This window comes from Patescibacteria group bacterium (genome assembly GCA_018819405.1).
Lineage (GTDB): Bacteria > Patescibacteriota > Patescibacteriia > UBA1558 > GWA2-36-10 > XYD1-37-29.
Genome location: JAHJQF010000001.1, coordinates 418439 through 440366 on the forward strand (window position 1 = coordinate 418439; position 21928 = coordinate 440366).

At 37.1% G+C, this 21928-nt stretch carries 11 protein-coding genes; 10 read left to right on the top strand and 1 reads right to left on the bottom strand.

The genetic code is table 11. From position 1 onward, the window contains the following. Nucleotides 1–387: 387 nt before the first annotated feature. The 3 genes from KKH39_02210 (at nt 388) to KKH39_02220 (ending at nt 4366) form a co-directional block, all read left to right on the top strand. Nucleotides 388–1731, top strand: a complete 1344-nt coding sequence (locus tag KKH39_02210) for a cation:proton antiporter (protein MBU1202832.1) — start codon at nt 388–390, stop codon at nt 1729–1731. A gap of 97 nt (nt 1732–1828) precedes the next feature. Next, nucleotides 1829–2779 carry a calcium/sodium antiporter gene (locus KKH39_02215; protein MBU1202833.1) on the top strand — a complete coding sequence of 317 codons (951 nt, stop codon included), beginning with the start codon at nt 1829–1831 and terminating at the stop codon, nt 2777–2779. A gap of 6 nt (nt 2780–2785) precedes the next feature. Beyond that, nucleotides 2786–4366 (top strand): hypothetical protein, encoded by a 1581-nt coding sequence (locus KKH39_02220; GenBank protein MBU1202834.1) that lies wholly within the window; start codon nt 2786–2788, stop codon nt 4364–4366. Nucleotides 4367–4420: 54 nt separating this feature from the next. Here the strand turns inward: KKH39_02220 and KKH39_02225 are convergent, their stop codons facing one another. Continuing rightward, entirely contained in the window at nt 4421–5641 is a 1221-nt protein-coding gene (locus KKH39_02225) for a peptidoglycan DD-metalloendopeptidase family protein (GenBank protein ID MBU1202835.1), read from the bottom strand. 328 nt (nt 5642–5969) lie between these two features. Between KKH39_02225 and leuS the strand changes: the two genes are divergently transcribed. The 7 genes from leuS to KKH39_02260 all read left to right on the top strand — a co-directional run bounded on the left by leuS (nt 5970) and on the right by KKH39_02260 (nt 21912). Further along, nucleotides 5970–8396, top strand: a complete 2427-nt coding sequence (gene leuS / locus KKH39_02230; protein MBU1202836.1) for a leucine--tRNA ligase — start codon at nt 5970–5972, stop codon at nt 8394–8396. Nucleotides 8397–8436: 40 nt separating this feature from the next. Then, nucleotides 8437–9600, top strand: coding sequence for an MFS transporter (locus tag KKH39_02235; protein MBU1202837.1), 1164 nt, complete (start codon nt 8437–8439; stop codon nt 9598–9600). Nucleotides 9601–9646: 46 nt separating this feature from the next. Beyond that, entirely contained in the window at nt 9647–10249 is a 603-nt protein-coding gene (locus KKH39_02240) for a threonylcarbamoyl-AMP synthase (GenBank protein ID MBU1202838.1), read from the top strand. 11 nt (nt 10250–10260) lie between these two features. Next, complete coding sequence (locus tag KKH39_02245; GenBank protein ID MBU1202839.1) at nt 10261–11439, top strand: MFS transporter; 1179 nt, start codon at nt 10261–10263, stop codon at nt 11437–11439. Nucleotide 11440: 1 nt separating this feature from the next. Then, nucleotides 11441–12274: a ribosomal RNA small subunit methyltransferase A gene (rsmA, locus tag KKH39_02250; protein MBU1202840.1), complete on the top strand. Its 834-nt coding sequence runs from the start codon at nt 11441–11443 to the stop codon at nt 12272–12274. 91 nt (nt 12275–12365) lie between these two features. Then, nucleotides 12366–13157, top strand: coding sequence for a thrombospondin type 3 repeat-containing protein (locus tag KKH39_02255; protein ID MBU1202841.1), 792 nt, complete (start codon nt 12366–12368; stop codon nt 13155–13157). A gap of 34 nt (nt 13158–13191) precedes the next feature. Beyond that, complete coding sequence (locus KKH39_02260; protein ID MBU1202842.1) at nt 13192–21912, top strand: hypothetical protein; 8721 nt, start codon at nt 13192–13194, stop codon at nt 21910–21912. Nucleotides 21913–21928: the final 16 nt, after the last annotated feature.

Consider the following 21928-nt stretch of genomic DNA (forward strand, 5'->3'; position numbering starts at 1 on the left):
ATATTTAAAGGGTAGTTAGTTGTACACGTGTTGACGAAAGGAGGGCTTTTTTGGCCGTTTTTGTTTTTCCCCAAACCAAGGAAGGAGCCAATATGGCTAAGCCGTTTAGCAGGCCTGACAGCACGCGTTGTTTTTCTGGCAAGAGGTTGAAAGCACCTTGTAGGCGCTTGAGTCGTTGGCAGCTTGTCTGCCACCAGAGAAGAAAACCCATCATTTACTATAGATTGCGGCCTTACGCGGCTTGACAAACTAGGTCTGAGCCCCCAGCTGAAAATATTTCGGTCGGGGGCTTTGCTTTTGGAAAAGTCTTGATTTTTTTAATTATTTGAGTTATACTTTTCCTGTTTTATTTTATAATTAATAAGAAATTAATAAATAGTAAATTTTATGAATGGAAAAATAAAAGAGTTGATATTCTTTATCCTTGAAGTTGCTGTCATTTCGGCAATTTTATATTTTGTCCGCAATGGGCTGGTTTCTTCAGAAAACCATGAAGTCAGTAATTATATGCCGATGTTGATTGATATTGCCTTCTTGGCCTTGTTTGCTTCTTTTGGTGGTAGGATGGCCAAAGCAATTGGTATTGCTCCAATGGCTGGCAAAATTATCATGGGTATTATTGCCGGACCGGCAGTTCTGAATGTGCTTGATCCTTATTCACACGGAGTAGAGCTGGCCAGACTAGCTGGTGTTTTATTTATATTATTTGAGGCAGGTTTACATTTTGATATGGAGCTTCTCAAAAAGAATATAGGCATTGCTACCTTAGTAGCGTTTTGTGGTGTTTTGGTACCTTTGGTATCTTTTGCCGCACTAGGACACTATGTTGTGCATCTAGATTGGATACCAGCTATTTTCTTGGGCGGTATTTTTACAGCTACTTCAGTTGGTTTGTCAGTCGAGGCTTTGAAACGGGCTGGTAAACTGGAAACCAATGTTGGCAATCAAATAGTTGGTGCCGCTGTCATAGATGATATTTTGGGTGTTATTATTTTGACTATTTTAGCCAAATTGTCTTCTACTGGAGCAGGTGAACACGCAGTTGCCGAGGGCGGTATCAATCCTTTTGTTGCCTTAGCAATTGGTGTAATAGTATTTTTGGTAGCTACTTATGCTCTATGGAGCTTGGGTGTTGCTCATAAAATTTCCAAATATTTGGATACTAGATATGTAGAAAGTTCAACTGGAATATATACTAGATTTTTCTTTGGTGCTTTGATGGTCGGTGGATCAGCGGCAGCACTTTTGGGTCTAGAGCCAGTCTTGGGTGCTTTTGGAATCGGAGTAGTACTCTCTAAAGTAGACAATGAAATAAAACACAGTGCCTGGGAAAAGATTGAGGGATATATGCATATTTTTGTCGGTGGATTTTTGGTTAGTATTGGCACGATGCTTCCTCGTGAAGCTTTGGTAGATGCCAAAGTCTGGATGTGGGCAATATTATTTACTGTTTTAGCCTTCTTTGGCAAATATATTACTAAATATTTGTTTAAAAATAGAAAAGACGGACAGTTGGTCGGATTAGCTATGGCTATTCGTGGAGAAGTAGGTCTAGTCTTTGTGGCAGTTGCTTTGGCTAATCATGCTTTGGATGCTACCATGGCCTCAGCTTCACTTTTGGCGGTAATATTGGTGACAGTCCTAGGAGCAATACTTTTTGAAAAAGAAGTAATGAAGCAAGTCAAGCATGAAAAAGAAGGTCCAGTTACTCCAAATCCGGAAACAGTTTAAATTTTATCTTTTTATAAAATCCGCCATTTGAATTTGTCTTTTGGCGGGTTTTTATTTTTGGTTTATTTATGTTAAAATGTATTTATAATTTTAAAATATGTTTACTTACGTTTTATTTATTGCAGGCTTTTATTTTCTTATCAAAGGTGCTGATTGGTTAGTCGATGGCGCTTCTTCTGTAGCCAAAAAATTTAAAGTTTCCAATATTGTGATTGGCCTCACAATTGTCTCTTTTGGTACTTCGGCTCCGGAATTGATAGTAAACCTTATGGCATCTTTTAGGGGCAGTAGTGATCTGGCAGTGGCTAATATAGTCGGCTCAAATATTGCCAACATATTACTTATTTTGGGTATTTCAGCTATTATTTTTCCCTTAGCTGTCAAACACGGTACTGTTTTCAAAGAAATACCATTTTCATTATTAGGGGTAGTTATTTTGTGGTTTTTGGCCAATGATATGATTGTTGATAAAGTCGGTTTTAATGCTTTGACTAGGATAGATGGAGTAGTTTTGCTTTCATTTTTTGTTATATTTTTGTATTACAGTTTTGGTATGGCCAAAGTAGAGGGAGAGGGGGAAGATATCAAAGAAATATCCAACTGGCTGTCTATAGTGATGATTATTGGTGGCATGCTGAGCCTAGCCCTAGGAGGGCAGTGGATAGTAGATGGGGCTATTGCTATTGCTGTCAAACTGGGCATGAGTGAAGCTTTGATTGGCCTGACTATTATTGCGGTCGGTACTTCTTTGCCTGAGTTGGCGGCTAGCGCTGTAGCAGCTTATAAGCATAAATCGGATATTGCTATTGGTAATGTAATAGGCTCTAATGTATTTAATGTATTTTGGATATTGGGAGTTAGCTCGCTTATTAGGCCGATAGTCTTTTCACCAATCTTGAATTTTGATATATATTTTTTGGTGGCTATTACGTGTTTTTTATTTTTATTTATGTTTGTTGGCAAAAAAAATCTTTTGCAGCGTTGGCAGGGGATATTTTTAATTGCTCTTTATGTAATTTATATTATTTATTTAATAATAAGAGGATAAAAAAATATGTTTGAAACTTTTCAAAATCATAATCAAGCAAGTCAAAGTCCAGATAATATAAAAAGGTCCCCTGACAATCCTATACCTAACATGCCTAGGTCCGAGCCGTCTACGCCAGTCAAAGGCAAAAATAAATTATGGATAATGATAGTGGCTATTATTTTGTTAGTAATTTTGGGACTTGGCGCTTGGTGGTATTATGCTTATGGTCAGGCCATAATGTTAGTCAAAGATGTGTCTTGGAGTTGGGGTAGTACTGGTATGGAAAGTTATCAGCAGAATATTGATATGTCTTTTAACATAAAAAATCAAAATGAAGCCAACAAAAATATATCTATGATGAGTTTTTTTGGTAGTAATTTTGATTTGACTATTAATTCATCGCAAGCTTATCTTGGTTCTGATTCGGAAGGGAGCATTTTTTTGTCAGTTTCAGACAAGAGCAAAATAAATTATCAAATAGATTTGGAATCAAAAAAAATAAGGGAAAATCTTTATTTTAAGACAAATTGGCAAGATTTAGAAACAGCCTTGATGGGTTTTGTAGATTTTAGTAGTTTGCCCGATGATGCTTGGTTTGAGATTCCTATTGATTTTGTCAAAACTCTTAGTGGCAAAATACCTGAAGATACAGAAATAGATGATCAAAAAATAGCCGAGATAAATCAAAAAGTAGATGAGTATTTGCAGAAAATAAAAAAATCCAAAATATTTCAAGTCAAAGATACTCACCAGACAGTTGAGACTCCACAAGGAAATTTAAAAAAGATAGAATTGATTTTAAAAGCTAACAAATTATCCGACTTGATTCTTTTATCTATAGATATGCAATTAGATGTGAATACATCGCTTTATTTAAATACTGACAAAGAAGTTGTCAAAGCCGAGATGATAAATAGTTTTGAAAAATTCAAAACAGAAAAGCCAGATGAGTGGGCAAACATCAAAGGATATTTGGACCATATAAAGATCTTTGTTTTGATAGACGATAAAACAAAAAATATAGGTGGGTTTGAGATTTATGTAGATAATTTAGGTATCAAATCAAAAAGTTATAATACTTTGCTAAATGGGCAACTGAAATATTTGATGTATTATGTTGAGCCTTATCCGGTCATTACGCCACAAAATATAAAAACTCTTGATGAGTTTTTGAACGGTTTTGGTGGCAGCACAGGTGTGTTGCCAGATACAGATGATACGGATGGCGATGGATTAACTGATTATGAAGAATCAGTATTGGGCACAGATCCAAATAATCCAGACACAGATGGTGATGGTTATAGTGATGGACAGGAAATGGAAAATGGCTACAATCCTTTGGGCGATGGTCAGATATTTGAATATGGTGATCAATTGTCAGATTTAGCCATAAGACAGTGTCAGGATGGTGGTGGTGTCTTTCAAAATAGAGAAGAAGAAATATCATGTAGCTTTATTGATAGTCAAACAGATTGTCAGGCTGTAGCAGGTTGTTCATGGAATGAGCCTGGTTATTGTCAGGAGGTAGAATCATGGTGTGTTTGTGAGGATGGCAAAAAATTATATCTTTCTCCACAGGGTATTTTTGAAGAAACATGTAATTAAAATTTGTTTATTTTAAAACCGCCCCGTTCGGGGCGGTTTTTTGTTATCCAAAGATTATTTAATGTAGTTTATAGGGTTTTGTTTTGCTCCATTTATCTGCACTTCCAAATGTAAATGTGGTCCAGTAGACCAACCAGTAGAACCTATCAAGGCAATAGTCTGACCGCGTGATACAGAGTCGCCAGCCTCAACTAGCAGTTTGGAAGCATGCCCATACAAGGTTTTGAGGCCATTTCCATGATTTATAATGACGTTATAACCATATCCTTTTGACCAACCAGCTCTTTCTACTTTACCAGCTTCAGCTGCATAGATTGGGTTGCCTGTTTTATCACCTATGTCCAATCCGCTGTGTCCCAAGTGGTAGTATTGAGTAATGCGTTTTGATAGCAATGGCCACAGCAATTTTGTATCAGTATCTATATTCTCAGCTGGTTCATATGTTTCGTTACTATAAACTGACACTTTTGGTTTGTATGAAGTAACCACTGGTGTTGGTTTGACACCATTTGGTATAAACAAGAGATCTCCAATGGCAATATCTGAGGCATCAGCTAGTTTGTTGACTTCTATAATTTCTTTAGCATCAGTTTGGTATTTTTTGGCAATAGCTAGTACTGTATCGCCTGAAGATACCTCGTGGTTTATGCCGGAGTTCGGTAATATAGTAAGTTTTTGGCCGGGTTTTATTAGGCTACTCCAAGTGAGATCATTTTCCCATAATATAGTATTGGCACTGATGCCAAATTTTTCGGCAATTTTACCTATCACGTCACCTGGTTGGACAACATATTCAATCGGTTGAGACCTTCTGATCTGACCACTCTCCTCAAGTTGTTCGGCATCACTAGGATTGATGATGGCCAGATTACCAGATTCCGGATTTGTCTCCAAACCAGATTCTTCTTCAAAGGGAGTTTTAATGACTACTTCTTGTAGATTGCCTTGATCTTCTAAATAACTTGAAACTTTGGGTGCTTGTATAGCTGGGCCAGACTCTTCTATCAATTCGCTCCAGCCTTCTTCTTGGCGGGATATTAGGCTAGAGAGCAATGTACGGTTGGCATATTCATCGCTGTTGTAGCCCTGAGCCAATATATTGTGAGTGCTGACTACTGTGATAATAATAACTATCAAAGCGCTAGGCACATACTTGCGTATGAAGATAATGTAGTTTAACTGGCTCAGTTTGAAGTTTTTTAGTTTTAGTTTTATTTTCAAAAAATTTCTATATACAAATAATATAGTAGGTAGTAATGTAAATTTACCTACCACAAATATACCCAGACCTAGAATCTTCCAAAAAATAAAGCTTTTTTTATAGAACCAAACAAGGCTATCTGCCAGGCGGATAGCTAGTTTATTGCTTATTTTCTTAAAAAATAGACGTATATGTTTGTTTTAATTTTTAAAACATAATTTGTGCTATAAATAATAACATATCAGAGCTTTTTTTAACAGTCAAGGACTAGAAGGTTCATTTGATTTTTTAGCTAGCTGATGGTAAAATTTTACTACAATTGTTGCTAATTATGGACCCCGTTAGAAATTAAATATATTTTCTAAAAGGGTAAATATAGATAAATATTAATTTCTAAATTGGGTGGAATACGATTTTAGAAAAATTGAAAGTAAGTGGCAAAAGAAATGGCAAGATAGCCAGGTTTTTTTGGCTAAGGATAAAATAGGGAGAAAGTTTTATGGTTTGGTGGAATTTCCTTATCCATCGGGTGACGGTTTGCATACGGGGCATCTGAGGTCTTATACAGCTATGGACATTGTTTGTCGAAAAAAAAGAATGGAAGGGCAAAATGTGATATACCCGATTGGTATGGACGCTTTTGGTCTGCCGGCAGAAAACTATGCTATCAAGCACAATACTCATCCCGCTATTACTACGCGCAAAAATATAGAAAATTTTCAGAGGCAGCTCAAAAACACTGGTTTTTCTTTTGATTGGTCAAGATATTTGGAAACCTCAGATCCAAAATATTACAAATGGACACAGTGGATTTTTATACAGATGTTTAAAAAAGGCCTAGCCTACAAATCTACTGAAAATATAAATTGGTGTACATCTTGCAAAATCGGTCTGGCCAATGAGGAGGTGGTGGCTGGAGTGTGTGAGCGCTGTGGCGGAGAAGTGATCAAAAAAGAAAAAGAACAATGGCTCTTGAGGATAACAGATTATGCTGATCGTCTGATTGATGGTTTGGAAAAGGTAGATTTTTTGGAAACTATCAAGAAACAACAGATAGATTGGATTGGTCGTAGCCAGGGAGCGGAAGTAAATTTTAAGATTAACTCCGTTAAAGACAATTTTGCTGGTGCGACAGAGTCGCTGACGGTCTTTACTACCAGGCCAGATACTTTATTTGGTGTGACTTTTATGGTCTTGGCACCAGAGCATGATCTAATCCATAAATTTGCTAGTCAAATAGAAAATATTGAGGAAGTTAAGAAATATATTGAAGAAGCTAAGAAAAAAACAGATATTGAACGCAGTGAAAATAAAGAAAAGACGGGAGTAAAATTAGAAGGTCTTTGGGCTGTCAATCCAGTCAGTGATGAGAAAATTTCTATTTTTGTAGCTGATTATGTAATGATGACTTATGGTACGGGGGCCATTATGGCGGTGCCGGCGCACGACCAGCGCGACTGGGAATTTGCCAAAAAATATAATCTGGAGATAAGATCTGTCATTGAAGGAGCTGATACTAGTCAGGGTGCTGACGATCCAGATGCTTTATCTATCAACTCCGGCGAGTTTAATGGTTTGAAAACAGAAGAATTCAAAGAAAAAATAGTTGATTATTTGGAAAAGAAAAATTTGGGGCAGGAAGCAGTAAATTATAAACTCCATGATTGGATATTTTCTCGACAAAGATATTGGGGCGAGCCAATTCCGATGATTTATTGTCAGGATTGTGATTGGGTACCGGTTTCTGAAGCAGATTTGCCAGTAGTTTTGCCTGATATAAAAGATTTTCAACCGACCGATGACGGACAATCACCGCTAGTCAAAGTAGAAAGTTGGTTACATACCAAGTGTCCCAAGTGTGGCAAAGATGCCAAACGTGAGACTGATGTCATGCCCAACTGGGCTGGCTCAAATTGGTATTTTATTCGCTATATTGATAATCAAAATAATGAGCAATTGGTCAGTCAGGACAAAGCTAAATATTGGTTGCCAGTTGATTGGTACAATGGTGGTATGGAACATACTACCTTACATCTTTTGTATTCTAGGTTTGTTTATAAGTTTTTGGCTGACATAGGGGTAGTGCCTATTCATAACGATATAGGAGACGAGCCATATAGAAAGCGCACTGCTCAAGGTATGATTTTGGGCGAAGGAGGAGTCAAAATGTCCAAATCAAAGGGTAATGTCATCAATCCGGATGGTTATGTTTTGGATTATGGTGCCGATACTATCAGACTTTATGAAATGTTTATGGGGCCTTTTGATCAGTCTATTGCCTGGGATGATAAAGGTGTCAAAGGTATGCATAGATTTTTGAATAAAATCTGGCAACTGCAGGATGATTTGGGCGAGGGCAACAAGACTAACGAGGTCTTGCTCCACAAAACTATAAAAAAAGTCAACCAAGATATTGAAAATATGCGTTTTAATACAGCCATTTCTCAAATGATGATTTTGGTCAATGCTTTGGACAAAGAAAAAGAAATAGCAAAAGATATTTTTGAAAAATTTGTCCTTCTTCTGACGCCTTTTGCACCTCATATAGCTGAAGAAATGTGGCACAATCTAGGGCATGATGATTTTGTGTCACTAGCCAAGTGGCCTCAGTATGATGAAAATTTGGCTACTGATGAGATGGTAACTATTGGTATTCAGATAAATGGTAAATTGAGAGACGAAGTATCTTTGCCTTATGATATCGAGCCCAGTGAAGAAATAAAACAAAAGATATTATCTCAGGATAAGGTCGCCAAGTTTATAGCTGATAAAGAAATTATAAAGTTTATATATGTAAAAAATAAAATAGTAAGTATAGTTGTAAAATAATATCTCGATTTTGTTTGGGATAAAAAATAAAAATAAACCCATGCGTTTTCATTTGGTAGAGGACTATAAAAAATTAGGATTTTCTTCCGGCTTGATATCCCTCTGGTCAGGCAAACTTTTGCTTGATTTTGGTACTAATATATTTGGTTTGTTTTTGCCGATTGTTTTATATCAGCAATTTGGTAATTTTGACGCCTTGATTATTTGGTATATAGCAATCTCTTTGGGTTATTTTTTATTGGCGCCACTTGGTGGCAATATTATAAACAAGATTGGCCTAAAAGCCAGTTTACTGATAGGTGTTTTTTTACGTATACCTTATTTCTATGGTTGGTATAGGTTTGAAGAAGACCCTATTTTTTGGATGTGGGTGACGGCTATTTGTTTGGTACTTTTGAGGATGACTTTTTGGCTGCCCTTTCAAACTGACAGTGCCAAGTTTTCTTCCAAAAGAAATAGAGGCAAGCAGTTTGGCGTGATTTTTTCTCTGGCTTCATTATTTTCTATAATTGCCCCGGTAATAGGTGGCTTTTTGATGGAATCTTGGGGTTTTGCCTTGTTGTCTTTTGTATCAATGCTGGTTTGTATATTATCTATTATTCCTTTTTGGTTTTTGCCACACACCAAAGAAAATATGAGTTGGACTTATTGGGAGACTATCAAATATTTTTTCCATCCTTTTAATCGTAGGATGGTAACTGCCTATATGTCTGATGGGGCAGTGGGCACAATCAATACAGTTTTTTGGCCATTATTTATTTTTTCAGTTTTGGATGACCGTTATCAGTCGGTGGGCTTGATTACTGGTGGGGTGTTATTATTGGGCGTTGTATTACGCTTGTTTATCGGGAATTTATTGGATAAATTCCATAAGGTAAGGATGGTTAGATGGGGCACTTTTCTTAATTCTTCAGCTTGGTTGATAAAAGTCTTAGCTGCCAGCACTGTTCAAGTTTTTTTGGTTTCTATTTATCATACTTTAGCTTTGATTGTTTTAAGGACTTCTTTAGACACCTTAGTTTATGAAAAAGCCGCAGACAGAGGGCATTATATAGATGAATATACTCTCATTAGAGAAATGGCGATGCACCTAGGCAAGGTAATTGTTTTGTGTGTGGTAGCTGGACTTTTGCTTATTTTTCCTTTGCAGGCCACTTTTGTTTTAGCTGCTTTTGCTGCTTTATTTATAACACTACTGCAATAATATATAGTATAGAGTATAATTAACTTAATAATTAATTTTTAACTTAGTGAAAGAAATAAAATTAGATAAAACTAATAGAATACAGGTTTTACAAGAGGCACTCCATGTTTTGAATGAGGGTGGGGTGATTATATATCCGACGGAGACATCTTATGGCTTAGGTTGTGATTTTTACAACAAAAAAGCCATGGCCAAAATTTATAAGATAAAAAAAAGAGACCAAGGTAAGCCATTGCCTGTGATCGTGCCAGATATTATAACAGCTTCTTATCTAGTAAATTTTGATGACAATTCACGGCGCTTGGCTTTGTCTCATTGGCCAGGGCCATTGACTTTGGTATTACCATTTAAATATTGTAAGTGGCAAGGACACTGTGATGATTTTTTGGCTTTGAGAGTATCTAGTCATCCTTTTGCCAGTGAGCTAGCCAGAAATTTTGGAAAACCGATTGTGTCCACTTCGGCCAATTTTCAGGGAGCCGGTAATATTTATAGCGGTAAAAAGATAAAAGCTCTTTTTAAAGGTCAAGCTCAAGCAGATCTTTTTATAAATGCCGGTGATTTGCCAGAGACTCCGCCTTCAACAATTATAAAATTCAATGGCAAACCTGAGATCTTGCGTAAGGGAAGTTTGAAGATAAATTTTTAAATAAAATAAAAATGCTTCATTTTGTAAAAAGTTTTTTACCGAATCACATGCAAAGACAGATGAGAGAGCTTTTTGTCTCTACGACTTTGGTCAATCTGGCACTGGCGATGGTAATTATTTTTGAACCAATTTATCTGTATCAGTCGGGCTACAGTCTAAATAAAATAATGTTTTTTTATTTTGTAGTTTACGCTCTGTATCTTTTGATAGTTCCAATAGGCGCTAAGTTTTCTAGGCGTTTTGGATATGAGCAGGGGATACTGGTAGGGACTATTATGTATATAGTTTTTTATTTGGCCTTGTTTGCTATTGGTTTTTGGCCTTGGATGTTTTTTGTGGCGCCAATATTGTATGCTATACAAAAAATGTTTTATTGGCCGGCTTATCACGCAGATTTTGCTAGATTTTCAGATAATAGAGAAGAAGGCCGTTCAGTTTCTTCTATCACTGCTATTACTTCTTTGGTTTATATTTTGGGGCCTGTTTTGGCTGGATTTTTAGTGTCGCAATGGGGCTATGGGGCTTTGTTTACTGTAGCCTCTATTATATTTTTAACCTCCAATATCGCTACATTGGTCACCAAAGAAAAATTTAATCCGGGGGATTTTAATTATAAAGATGCATATAAGAGTTTGTTTAGTAAAGAAAACAGGCAATCATTTTTGGCCTATGCTGGCTATGGGGAAGAACTGGTGGTAATGGTTATTTGGCCGGTTTTCATATCAATTGTTATTGTCAATCTTTTTGATTTGGGTTTGGTAGTTACCTTGGCAACTTTAGTTACTACTGTTGCGCTATTGTATATAGGTAAATTGACAGACTCAAGAAATAAAAGAAAGATTTTATCTCTGGGAGCGGTTTTTTATTCATTAGCTTGGTTTTTTAGAATTTTTGTCAGCACCACAGCGGGAGTATTTTTTGTAGATACCATGTCTCGTCTGGGAAAAAATGTGGTGTCAGTGCCGTTGGTAGCACTGACTTATGAGCAGGCTAAATTGGTTGAAAATCAACAGAAAAAAACTTCGGTAATGAATAGAGTGATATTTTTTGAAATGAGTTTGATAGTCGGCAAAATTTTGGCCATTATTGCTATCTATATATTGACTTTATTTGTAGCCGATGAAGTGTTGGCCTTTAAAATAACTTTTATTTTGGCCGGAGGGATGTCACTTTTTTACATGCTACTCTAATATGGATATAACACAACTTCAATTATTACTAAAACAATATCATCTTAGTCCAAACAAAATAAGAGGTCAGAATTTTTTGGTTTCAGACGAGGTGCTAAAAAACATTTTGGATGTTGCAAATATTTCAAAAAAAGAATTGGTTTTGGAGGTCGGTCCTGGCTTGGGAGCCTTGACTACTGTCTTGGTAGATAAGGCAGAGCAAGTAGTCGCTTTTGAGATTGATAAAAATTTTGTTGAGCCTCTAAACAAATTAAAAAAAGTATCAAAAAATTTGGAAATAATATGGCATGATATACTTTCCTTATCTGATGACGAGTGGTTGGGTATTATGTCTAAGTACAAAAAAAATAAATACAAAATAGTTGCTAATATACCGTATTATCTGACTGCTAAATTTATAAATAAATTTATCTTGGCAAAGAGGAGGCCACTTAGCATGACGCTAATGGTTCAAAAGGAGGTGGCGCAAAGAGTAGTGGATCACCAAAAACACAGTTTGCTTTCACTGTCAGTGGCGTTTTATGCCAAAGCACAACTTGCTCATGTGGTGACTAAAGAAAATTTTTATCCACAGCCCAAAGTTGATTCCGCTATTTTAAATATTTATGACATTATTGATTGGCAGTACCAGGTGGAAGAAAAAAAAGTTTGGCAACTGGTTCGTCGCGGCTTTGCGTATAAAAGAAAAAAACTTTTTAATAATTTATTGACTGACCAGTCAATAAATAAAGAAAAATTAGCTAAAATCTTTGATAAAATGGGTTTAGATCAAAATATCAGGGCAGAAAAATTGTCAGTTTCTAATTGGCTGGAGCTAGCCAAAAATTTATTTTAAGCTGTAAGCACCGGACACTTGAAAATCGGTGATTTTTTCTTTGGTTATTTTATAATTTTATGTTATAATAAATGCAACTTATCGTTTAATTATGGACGAAAATTTTGAACTAAATCAATTACAAAAAAATCAGGATTTAAACAATCAAGTTTTGCCAGAAAATGTCCAGGCGAATTTGGAAAATCCTACCAATAAAAAAAGTTTGCGCGGTAAATTTTGGTTATTTTTTGTGTTTAGTATTTTTTTATTATTGATAAGTGGATCGCAGATTTATAAAAATTTGATTGAGCCAGTCAAATATGACACTCCTGATTGGCTGGATAATCAATTGAGTCCTGATGAAGAAGCGACTAGGACTATAGCCGAGCTAAAGGAAAATGATACAGATGGGGATGGTCTGACAGATTATGAAGAAAAGTATCAATATTATACTAGTATGTTTTTGGAAGATACTGATAGTGACGGCTTTACTGACTCTGAAGAAGTAGCTTTGGGGAATGATCCGCTTTGTCCACATGGGCAGTCCTGTAATCTTTTGAGACTCATCACACCCAATACTAAATTGGCCGATATAATTGAGCAGGTCAATGTTGACCCAGATATAACAGTCCAAGAGGCGGCTGTGTCTGAATTTAGGAATTTTCTCAAAGAAAATGGTATGCCGCAGGAAGACCTAGATGCCCTGACAGATGAGGATCTTCTAAATATTTTTAGAATATTTGATCAGAGTAATATTTTACCCGAAAATGCTTTGTCCAATGATCCTACTCCAGATGAAGTCAGACAGTTTTTATTGACCCAACCAGGAGCCGATCCAGCAGAAATAAACGCTTTGAGTGATGAGGAATTATTGGGTATAGCCCAAGAATTATTAGCAAGATAATTATTATATTTTTGATAAGAATAAAATATAAGATATGGCAAGTTATAAAAAAATAATTTTTTCCCTAGTTCTAGTTTTTGTTACTTTTACCGGTCTATCTTTGCCGCGTCCAGCGGATGCTTTTATTGTATCGGTGGCCCATGATGTCACCGGAAGTCTAAAATGGATTTGGGATAAAGTAGAGAAAGTTTATGATACTGTCCAGGGCATTGTGGGTGCTGAATTATCAAATAAGACGGTGGGAATGTTTATGGATAGTCTGGCCTATGATGTAGCCACTGAACTAGCAACTGGTGCAGCCGGAGGTAAACCATTGTTTCGGACGACCTCTATAAAACAACATTTACAAAATGCTCAAGATAAGGCTTTTGGTGAATTTTTGGGTGAGCTTACTACCAAAGGTTTTGATGAATTGGGTATAAATCTTTGTGATCCTTCTATTGATGTCAAATTGACGCTTACCTTAGCTTTGCTTGATGAGCAAAAACCGCCAAAACCAAAGTGTGATTGGCGTAATGTCCAGAGAGAATGGAAAAATTTTGAAAAAGAAGTGCAATCAGATATTGTAAAGTTTCATCTTGATCCGAAAAGATCAGGGACTGACAGCACCAAAGAATTTTTTCAGGGTTTGATGGATCCTGAAAATAGTGACTTGGGCGCCTTAATAAAATTGGAGACGACTGTCAACAATAAAAAAATAGAAGCTAAAGAGGTGGAAGAACTATCTGCTTCTGAATGTCAGGGATTCATAGACAAAGCTACAACTGTTATAGAGGCTGTGAAAACTCACTGTAGTGTAGCTATGAATATGTCGGAAGAACAATGGGATTCGGCTGTTGAAAACTCAGCTAAAGCCATAGCAGCTAGAAAAGAGGCAGCTACCAATAGGAAATTGTCAGATATTTTAAAAGATGCCGGTAGTCGTTTTGTTGATACTTTTACTTCCAAACTGATGAAAGAATGGATAAAAGACGGTATGTGGTCTTTATTTGGTGGTAAGAATAATAATGCAATAGTAGGAGATGATCTATTAGCTAGATTAAGGGGTGGTTATGATTTTTTGCAGCCTAGGGGTCAGGATTTATTTAAAGACCTTAAAAAAATAAGGATAGAAAAAATAGAATCTTTTGATTATCTCAATGAATTTGCAATTTGTCCAAGTCAGTTTAAAAAACCAGACAATTGTGTGATGAGTCCAGCTTTTTTACAAGCGGTAAATTCTCAGATGACTTTGAAACAAGCTATAGAAGATGGTGTAATTGACGGGCAGACTCCTTTGATTGGGCCAAATGATCCACTCAATCATAGCACTGAAAAATGTTATCGTGATGGTTTGTGTTATGGTAATTTAGTCAAGCTCAGAAAAGCAAATATTGTACCAGTTGGATGGGAATTGGCAGCTATTCGTGGCCCAGTCAGTTTACAGCAGGCTATGGATTGTTTTGAAGAATCATTAGATTGTCGTTTTCCTATTTCAGATAAGTTTGCCGTAGATGGTAATCAACACAATCCTTTTTATCATTTGATAGATCCGGATTGGGTTCTCAAAGCACCTAGTGTCTTATGCGATGCCTATGTCAATTCATCTGTTTTGGAATCTTCAGACAGTAGTAATCGTCAACAATATTGTGCTGATGCCAAAATTTGTTTGCGTGAAGATGATGATGGTAATTGTCTGGATGGTCAATACGGATATTGTACTAGGACAGAAAATATTTGGCGTTTTGAAGGCGACAAATGTCCAAGTGGTGATATTTACGCCGGTTGTTTGACTTTTAAAAATGAAGATTTGGGAGAGTTTTCTTATGTTGAAGATAGTCTTGATTATTGTACTGCTGATCAAGCGGGTTGTCGCAGGTATTCCCAAGAAAAAGACTTTGAAGGCAATTGGATATTAGATGATATCAGATATGATGATAATGATTTATTTTTGAATAAACAGGCAAATATCTGTAGCTCGGATCAGGCTGGTTGTGATCAATATATATTAATGGCTCCTGATCTTGGTGTTAATCTAGTTCCCAATAGTGGTTTTGGTGACATCAATGATGACGGAACTCCTGATGGCTGGTCTTCAGTAGGTTTTGATTATAATGGCGATAGAATTGCCAATGGTTATGCCTATGGTGGTGGATTGGGAGTTGATTTGATGCAAAGAGTAGAGCTTTTGCCAAATACCATGTACCAAATTTCAGTGGACATGGAGCAATATACTCCTGAAAGTACAGACCAAGGCAGAATCACTATGCATCTTTGCGATGCCTCTGGTACTTGTGGTGATACTAGTATTGGCGGGGCTATAGAGGAGCTTACTACTTGTGACATCGGATATGATGGACACCCAAACAATATAGACCTTCTGTCAGTACCGTCTCAAGGAGCACAAAGAGCCAAGTGTACATTTATGACCAATGAAAATACTAAAGGTGGTCAGATTAATATTTCATCTGAAAATCCTGTGGCTAGTTCTGTTATTTGGTTTGATAATCTAAAATTAGAAATTGTCAGCTCTTCAAACAGTTCATCTGTTTATACACCTTATGGACAAGGCGGTTATGTTTATATGGATAGCGGACGTTTTATGTGTCTTGAAAAAGAAGTTGGTTGTCAGGGCTATACTCCTATAAATGGAGACCCAATGATACCAGCAGTTATTAATTCTGGTGATCTTTGTCCAAATGAATGTGTTGGCTATGATACTTTTTCTGAACAGCCTGATTTGTTTGATATTATGGAGGGTGATACGGATGTGAGGTATTTTAATTTCATACCAGATACAGCTAATTCATGTCCTGAGACTGCAGTTGGTTGTGAAGAGTTCACCAACCTTGATGTATTAGCCGAGGGCGGTGAGGGTAGAGAATATTATACATTCCTTCGCCAATGTGTGCCTTCGGAGTTTGGGGCGGCTTATTATACTTGGGAGGGTAGTGACGTGGCCGGTTATCAAATCAAAACTTGGTATATCTTAGAAAGTAATATCAGCGATGCGCCTTGCACTAACATAGATCCTCATGGCACTGATTGTCGTGACAATGTCAGTATTGCTACTTGTGATGTCTCAGAGTTGGATACAAACCCAAATTGTCGCCAGTTCTTTGATCAAGACGGAGACTCTCATATGCGTTTGCAGGATAGGGTAGTATTTGCCAGCGATAACTGTCATGACTATAGACGTACTTTGACCGGTACAGAATATAGCGGTTTGCCGTCAGAAAGTATTTCTTGTACGGCAGCCAATAATAATTGCCGATCATATTATGGTAATAATGCCAATAATATACGTATGTTATTTATTGATAATTTTGAAGGTGGTACTTATTCCCCGTGGGGAGATGGAGATCCGGGTATTATTGATTTGTCTTCAGAATCATTAAATGACGGTGGTCATTCTTTGAAGCTTGCCACAGGGCATAGCCATGGCAGAAATATGGTTGACGAAGTTATAAAAAATAACAAAGAATATCAGGTCTCCTGGTGGATGAAAAGCAGTGTGTCATTGAGTGATTTTAATATTCGCCTATTTTTGGAGGATGCCAATAATAATACATTTTTAGAAAATTTGAATGACGCAGAAGATACTGATTTGTTTAATATTGAAGCTGGTAACTGGCATTATTATACTATTTCCAAATATCTGGATATATCTAGTTTGGACATGGATAATATTGATAGCCAGGCAATCATATTGGATGTCAATGGGCCTGTAGATGGAGATTTATTTATTGACAATTTTACCTTTAAGGAAATTTCAGATAGCTTTTCGGTCATCAGAGATTCGTGGCAGACACCAACTTCTTGTGATACACCATATGAGGGTTACCACTTGGGTTGTCAGACTTATATAGACACTAACGCTCGTCAGTTTGATCTAAAATCATTTAATTATCTGTGTCGCGAGCAGGCGATTGGTTGTACACCAGTAATTGATACTCATAACTCTAGCTATCCTTATGAAGAGACCTTCCACTTAGGTGATTATTCAGAGATTACCGTCCCATCGGACAGTATAAATTATCTAGTGCCTGATCCGAAAAATTATTGTTTATCTTCAGTCAAAGGATGTTCAGAGCTTGGTTTACCAGATAGAGAAGATGCTACTTTATATTCTAGCGTATACAAGATAAATGATCCTGATAGATATAATAGTTCATTGTGTACTTATGAAGCTTTGAATTGTGAAGAATTTGCTTCAGGTAAGGGTACTTATTATTTCAAAGATCCAGGTAGCACTACTTGTACCTATCAAGAAAATATTTTAATCAGCGGCAGTCTATTTTCCGGATGGTTTTTGACTGCTACCTTGAGTGACGAAACACCAATGGGATGTTTGGACACTGATCAAATATTTGATATAGCCGATTTGAGTGCGCCAAAAGATTATTGTCATGCATTTGGTGATCCAAATTCAAAACTCAATTATTTTACTATAGCTGATTGTCAGCAGGCCGGTGGTGAGTGGTTTGGTTATGGTCTAGCCTCTCAGTGTCCGGCTATAGAAAATATGTGTACAGCTTTTATTGATCCAACTGATCCAGTTAATTGTGATCCCAAAATAAATAATCCGGATATTTCCGGATATTGCAGCGATCCAGCTATAGAAGACGAAAGACTTTGCAATGATGCTAATGAGACTTGGACACCTAGTTGTGAAGCTTATTATTATATCAATGATGAGCAAATAGATGAGACAAGCTGCAATGGCACAGTGGACAAACAAAATGGTTGTGTACTATTTTATGATGCCAATAGCTGGAATGGTGCTCATGATCAGGTTGCTACTTTGTATGATAGTCAAAAAACGTATGACAAAGTGGAAGCTGACAATTTTCAGGCTAGTCCTATTGTATGTAATCCAAGTTTTGATCCTACTTGTACATTAGATGCCAACAAATTGATAAAAGTCAGAAAAGATAGACAATGTTCAGAATGGTTGACTTGTAAGTCTTCGTCAGCGGTATTGGATCCCGATACTCAGGAATACAGAATAGTATGTGATGATTTGGATAGTTGTATAGAGTTTGAATATGACAGCAATAGCAATATTACAAGGTGTAAGAGATGGGAGTCTTATGCTAATTCTGATGCTTTGACGTATGAAAAATATCAGTCTAGGGATAGTGGTGCTAGAGATCATATGACTTGGGGTGATATGGACTATATTGGATATGCGGTGCCAGATACTATCCCAGTCAATGAATTGTCAATTTATGATTTTGGTACTACTGAAGATCCTCAGCCTCGTTTGGTCTATGATGCCTACGACTCTTATAATGTATCAACAGGAGAAAGGTATTTCTCAGGTTGTGTAGATGCTGATCTTATTCCAATAGATGATATTTCTTGTACGGCTACTATAAATACTGACGGTGATTATTTCTTCAATGGTGAATGTCAACAGGGTATTTGTTGGGTCAGTCCAAAAGCCAATCAGAATAGCACTAGTACTTTTTCTATAGAAACTAGAGGTTATGCTTTGTCTGACGCGCCATTTCCAGCAGCTATTGCTCCGGAAGGATTGGATAGACTAGCCAAGTACAATAGTGCTGCTATTTGTACCAGTGATGAGTCATATTTAAATGGTTGCGAAGAATCTTTTGTCAAAACTACCTACGGTTATGGTGATAAAGTATACTATTATCCTGCTGACATGACAGCGCCAAATGCTATTTGTACATCGGGGGATATATATAAGGAAGATGGCAGTATAAGAGTGTGTATAGATGATACTGGTCGGCCAAGCGATAGTATATGTGATACTAGAGATAGAGATCTCAATCTAAGAGGTGATGGTGTCTGCTCTGAAAAAACACAAGCTATTACTTTCAAAAATTGGCCTGGCATTTGTCTGGAATATGACCTGCAAAATAAACTGGTCAATGATATTGGTGGAACTTTCTATTGCAATCAGTGGTATCCGGCTGACAAGATAAAAGGCACATCCAGTCTTTATGATAATTATACAGGAGCCGGTTATTATGAACCATCTGGTCAAGACGCCTTGTTCTGCGCTATAGCTGAGCCTTTTGAGCTAACTGAGGATAGGATATATTGTGGACAATTTGATAATTTTGGAGATTGTAATTATCTCATTAGAGTACCGGCGGGTGCTAGGATAAACGTAGATAAAATAAACGAGTTTGGCGATCTGCTTGATAGGGATTATTTGAAGATAGGTGAAGTAGCTACATGGTATCCATATACATCACTCTTTTATGCTGATGCAAATAATAGATTTGGCTTAGGTGGCTACAATATTGATGGTACACCTAACCCCGCTACGGGAAGTTATAATCAAGTCGGTCTAAATAGAATTGAAAATTCCCTTTGTAAAAATAGTAACTGCAGTGATAATACTAGGTTTAATAAATCGAGTCATTTCAAAGTATCAAATCCTGGCGAAACGGCCAATGCTTACAGTTTGTCAGTTATTAAGCAGCTTTTTGACACTACTCATGATGCGGGTATAGATATTGAAATATATTTTTATGATGAAAGAATAAATAGCAGTGGAAATTATAACCCCTATGCTTCTATTAATTCGCCAAATGGCTATCCGGCAATTTGGGGTCCAGAATGTGACTTGGAAGCTCAGCCAAGTGATTGGGTTTGTGGACAGTTGTTTGACAGCCCTAATCCATATAGTGGAGATGAAAACCGTGTAGATTCTCCCGAAGGAAATTATCATCAAGTTTATTCCAACTCTGATTCAGGTGAGGGAGCTAGAGGTGGTGTATATAATTGTTCTAGTGGATGCGGTATAAATAAGAGCAAGGTATGCCGAAATGTATATTGCAATCCTTTGAGCTACAATTATTATGCTGAAGCGCAATATTATGAAGAAGGTCCTTTGGTTTGCACTGATTATAATTGTAGTGCTGGCTTGGATATTAGAAGGGGATATGAATGTATATATAGCCTCAATTATGTAGGTGTTCTTGGTTCTAATGATGAGCCGTGGGGGGGAAACATTAAGGGCTTTACTAGTATAGATCAGTGTCAGGGCTATGCTACTTGTGAAGCTATGTATTGTATTGAAAACTATGTTGATTTGACTGCCCACAATGCCACTGGTGTGCTGGTAGAAGATCCAGCTGACACAGATACTTATATTTCTGAATCAACCGCTGGCGGTGTTGTATATTGTAGTCAATTTGGTTCAAAAAATCAGGGCGCCTTCTCAGTAAATCTGAATGATGGCACTAGTTGTACCTTTAACAATATTATTGGTTTGGATGGTTGCCATCAGTATATTTATGATTTACAGACAGTTAGTATTTTTGATCAAGCACATCAGCCTGAAAATTGTAATTTATGGGGGGATGTAGATAATAATAATATCCTGTCATCGGATAATTATATATATAACGGACCTTATAATTACACGATAGCCACTGTAAAAGATGACCATTTGATGGATTGGCTTTATACTCATTTATTTGGCGAAACAGATGGCAGTGGTACTGTGATTCAGGAGGGTTGTCTGGAATATGGTGGTGGTACTGATGCCAGATATTACGGAAAATCTGCCAATGCAAACTGTACTCAAACTTTACAGATCCCTGATTTTTCAACATATAATTTCCGCGATCGTACATTCCAATACTATCCTGTAGATGAGCAGGGCACAGATTGTGATGGCTCGGCCAATGACAATCCTTTGAATTGTTTCCAACAGTGCAAGACTATATCATATCTAGATTCACAAGGCGATTTGTCTTTTGTACGTACTGACATCTGGTGGAGAAACAAAGAAACAGGGGATAGAGTAATTATTCCACGCTGGGAGTCATACTATTATACTGCCGGAGAATACCAATACATCAATGATGTCAAGTATGATCATGTTGGTGATGTTGGTGGTACCAGTATTGGGTCTCATTTTGGGGCTGGATTGGGAATATTTGATGGTAATGAAATAGTAAGCACCAGAGTGCCTTTGAATAATTATGTGACAGATTTATCAGCCGCCACTTTCTTTTCTTGGGAGGGATATGATAGTGATGAGGCTCTGGTCTGGGCACACGCTGTAGAAGGTCTGACCAATTTGTTTGCCAAAGTTTATAATATGCAGTGGAACAGTGTAGAACACATTTATGAGTTTGATAACGAGTATATTATATCCGGTCCGGGCAACTTTAGTAATGTGTTTGCGGGAGGTGATTATAATCCTCGTGTATTGGCAGCTTGTGGAGACAGACTTTGTGAGCTAAGAGATTCATCTGGAAATGTCAAAAGTAATATAACAGGCATTACTGTTAATGGGGCTTATGACGATTCATCAGGTGCGTTGATAGGTACCGGCGGGGCATTATTTACTGATGTCAAATTTTTCTACCATGCTCATCCTGACCATATGCCAGTCTACAGTGTAGATATTGATTGGGGTGACGGGGCGATTAATGCTTTTGTACCAAATCCTGGTAAATACAAAAATAATTTACCAAGTGGCTACTGTGATCCAAATGCTGAAGCACCGGCTGGTATCCCAGAAATTTTGGGAGATACTCATCTGATGGGTTTTGGAGGACTAGATAGAGCTTGCCAAGAAGGTTATAAAGTATTTTATCATGATTATCAATATGATCCTGAGGGTGCGCATCGTTGTGATGGTATAGGTGGAGCAGCAGGGACACCACCTGAGCCTGTTGACCCCGATGCTTCATGCTATCAGCCTAGGGTCAGAGTGACAGACCGTTGGGGATGGAATACCATTATGCCTTTCAATGGTTGGATAATGGTCTATGATGAATAAGATATATTATATTAAA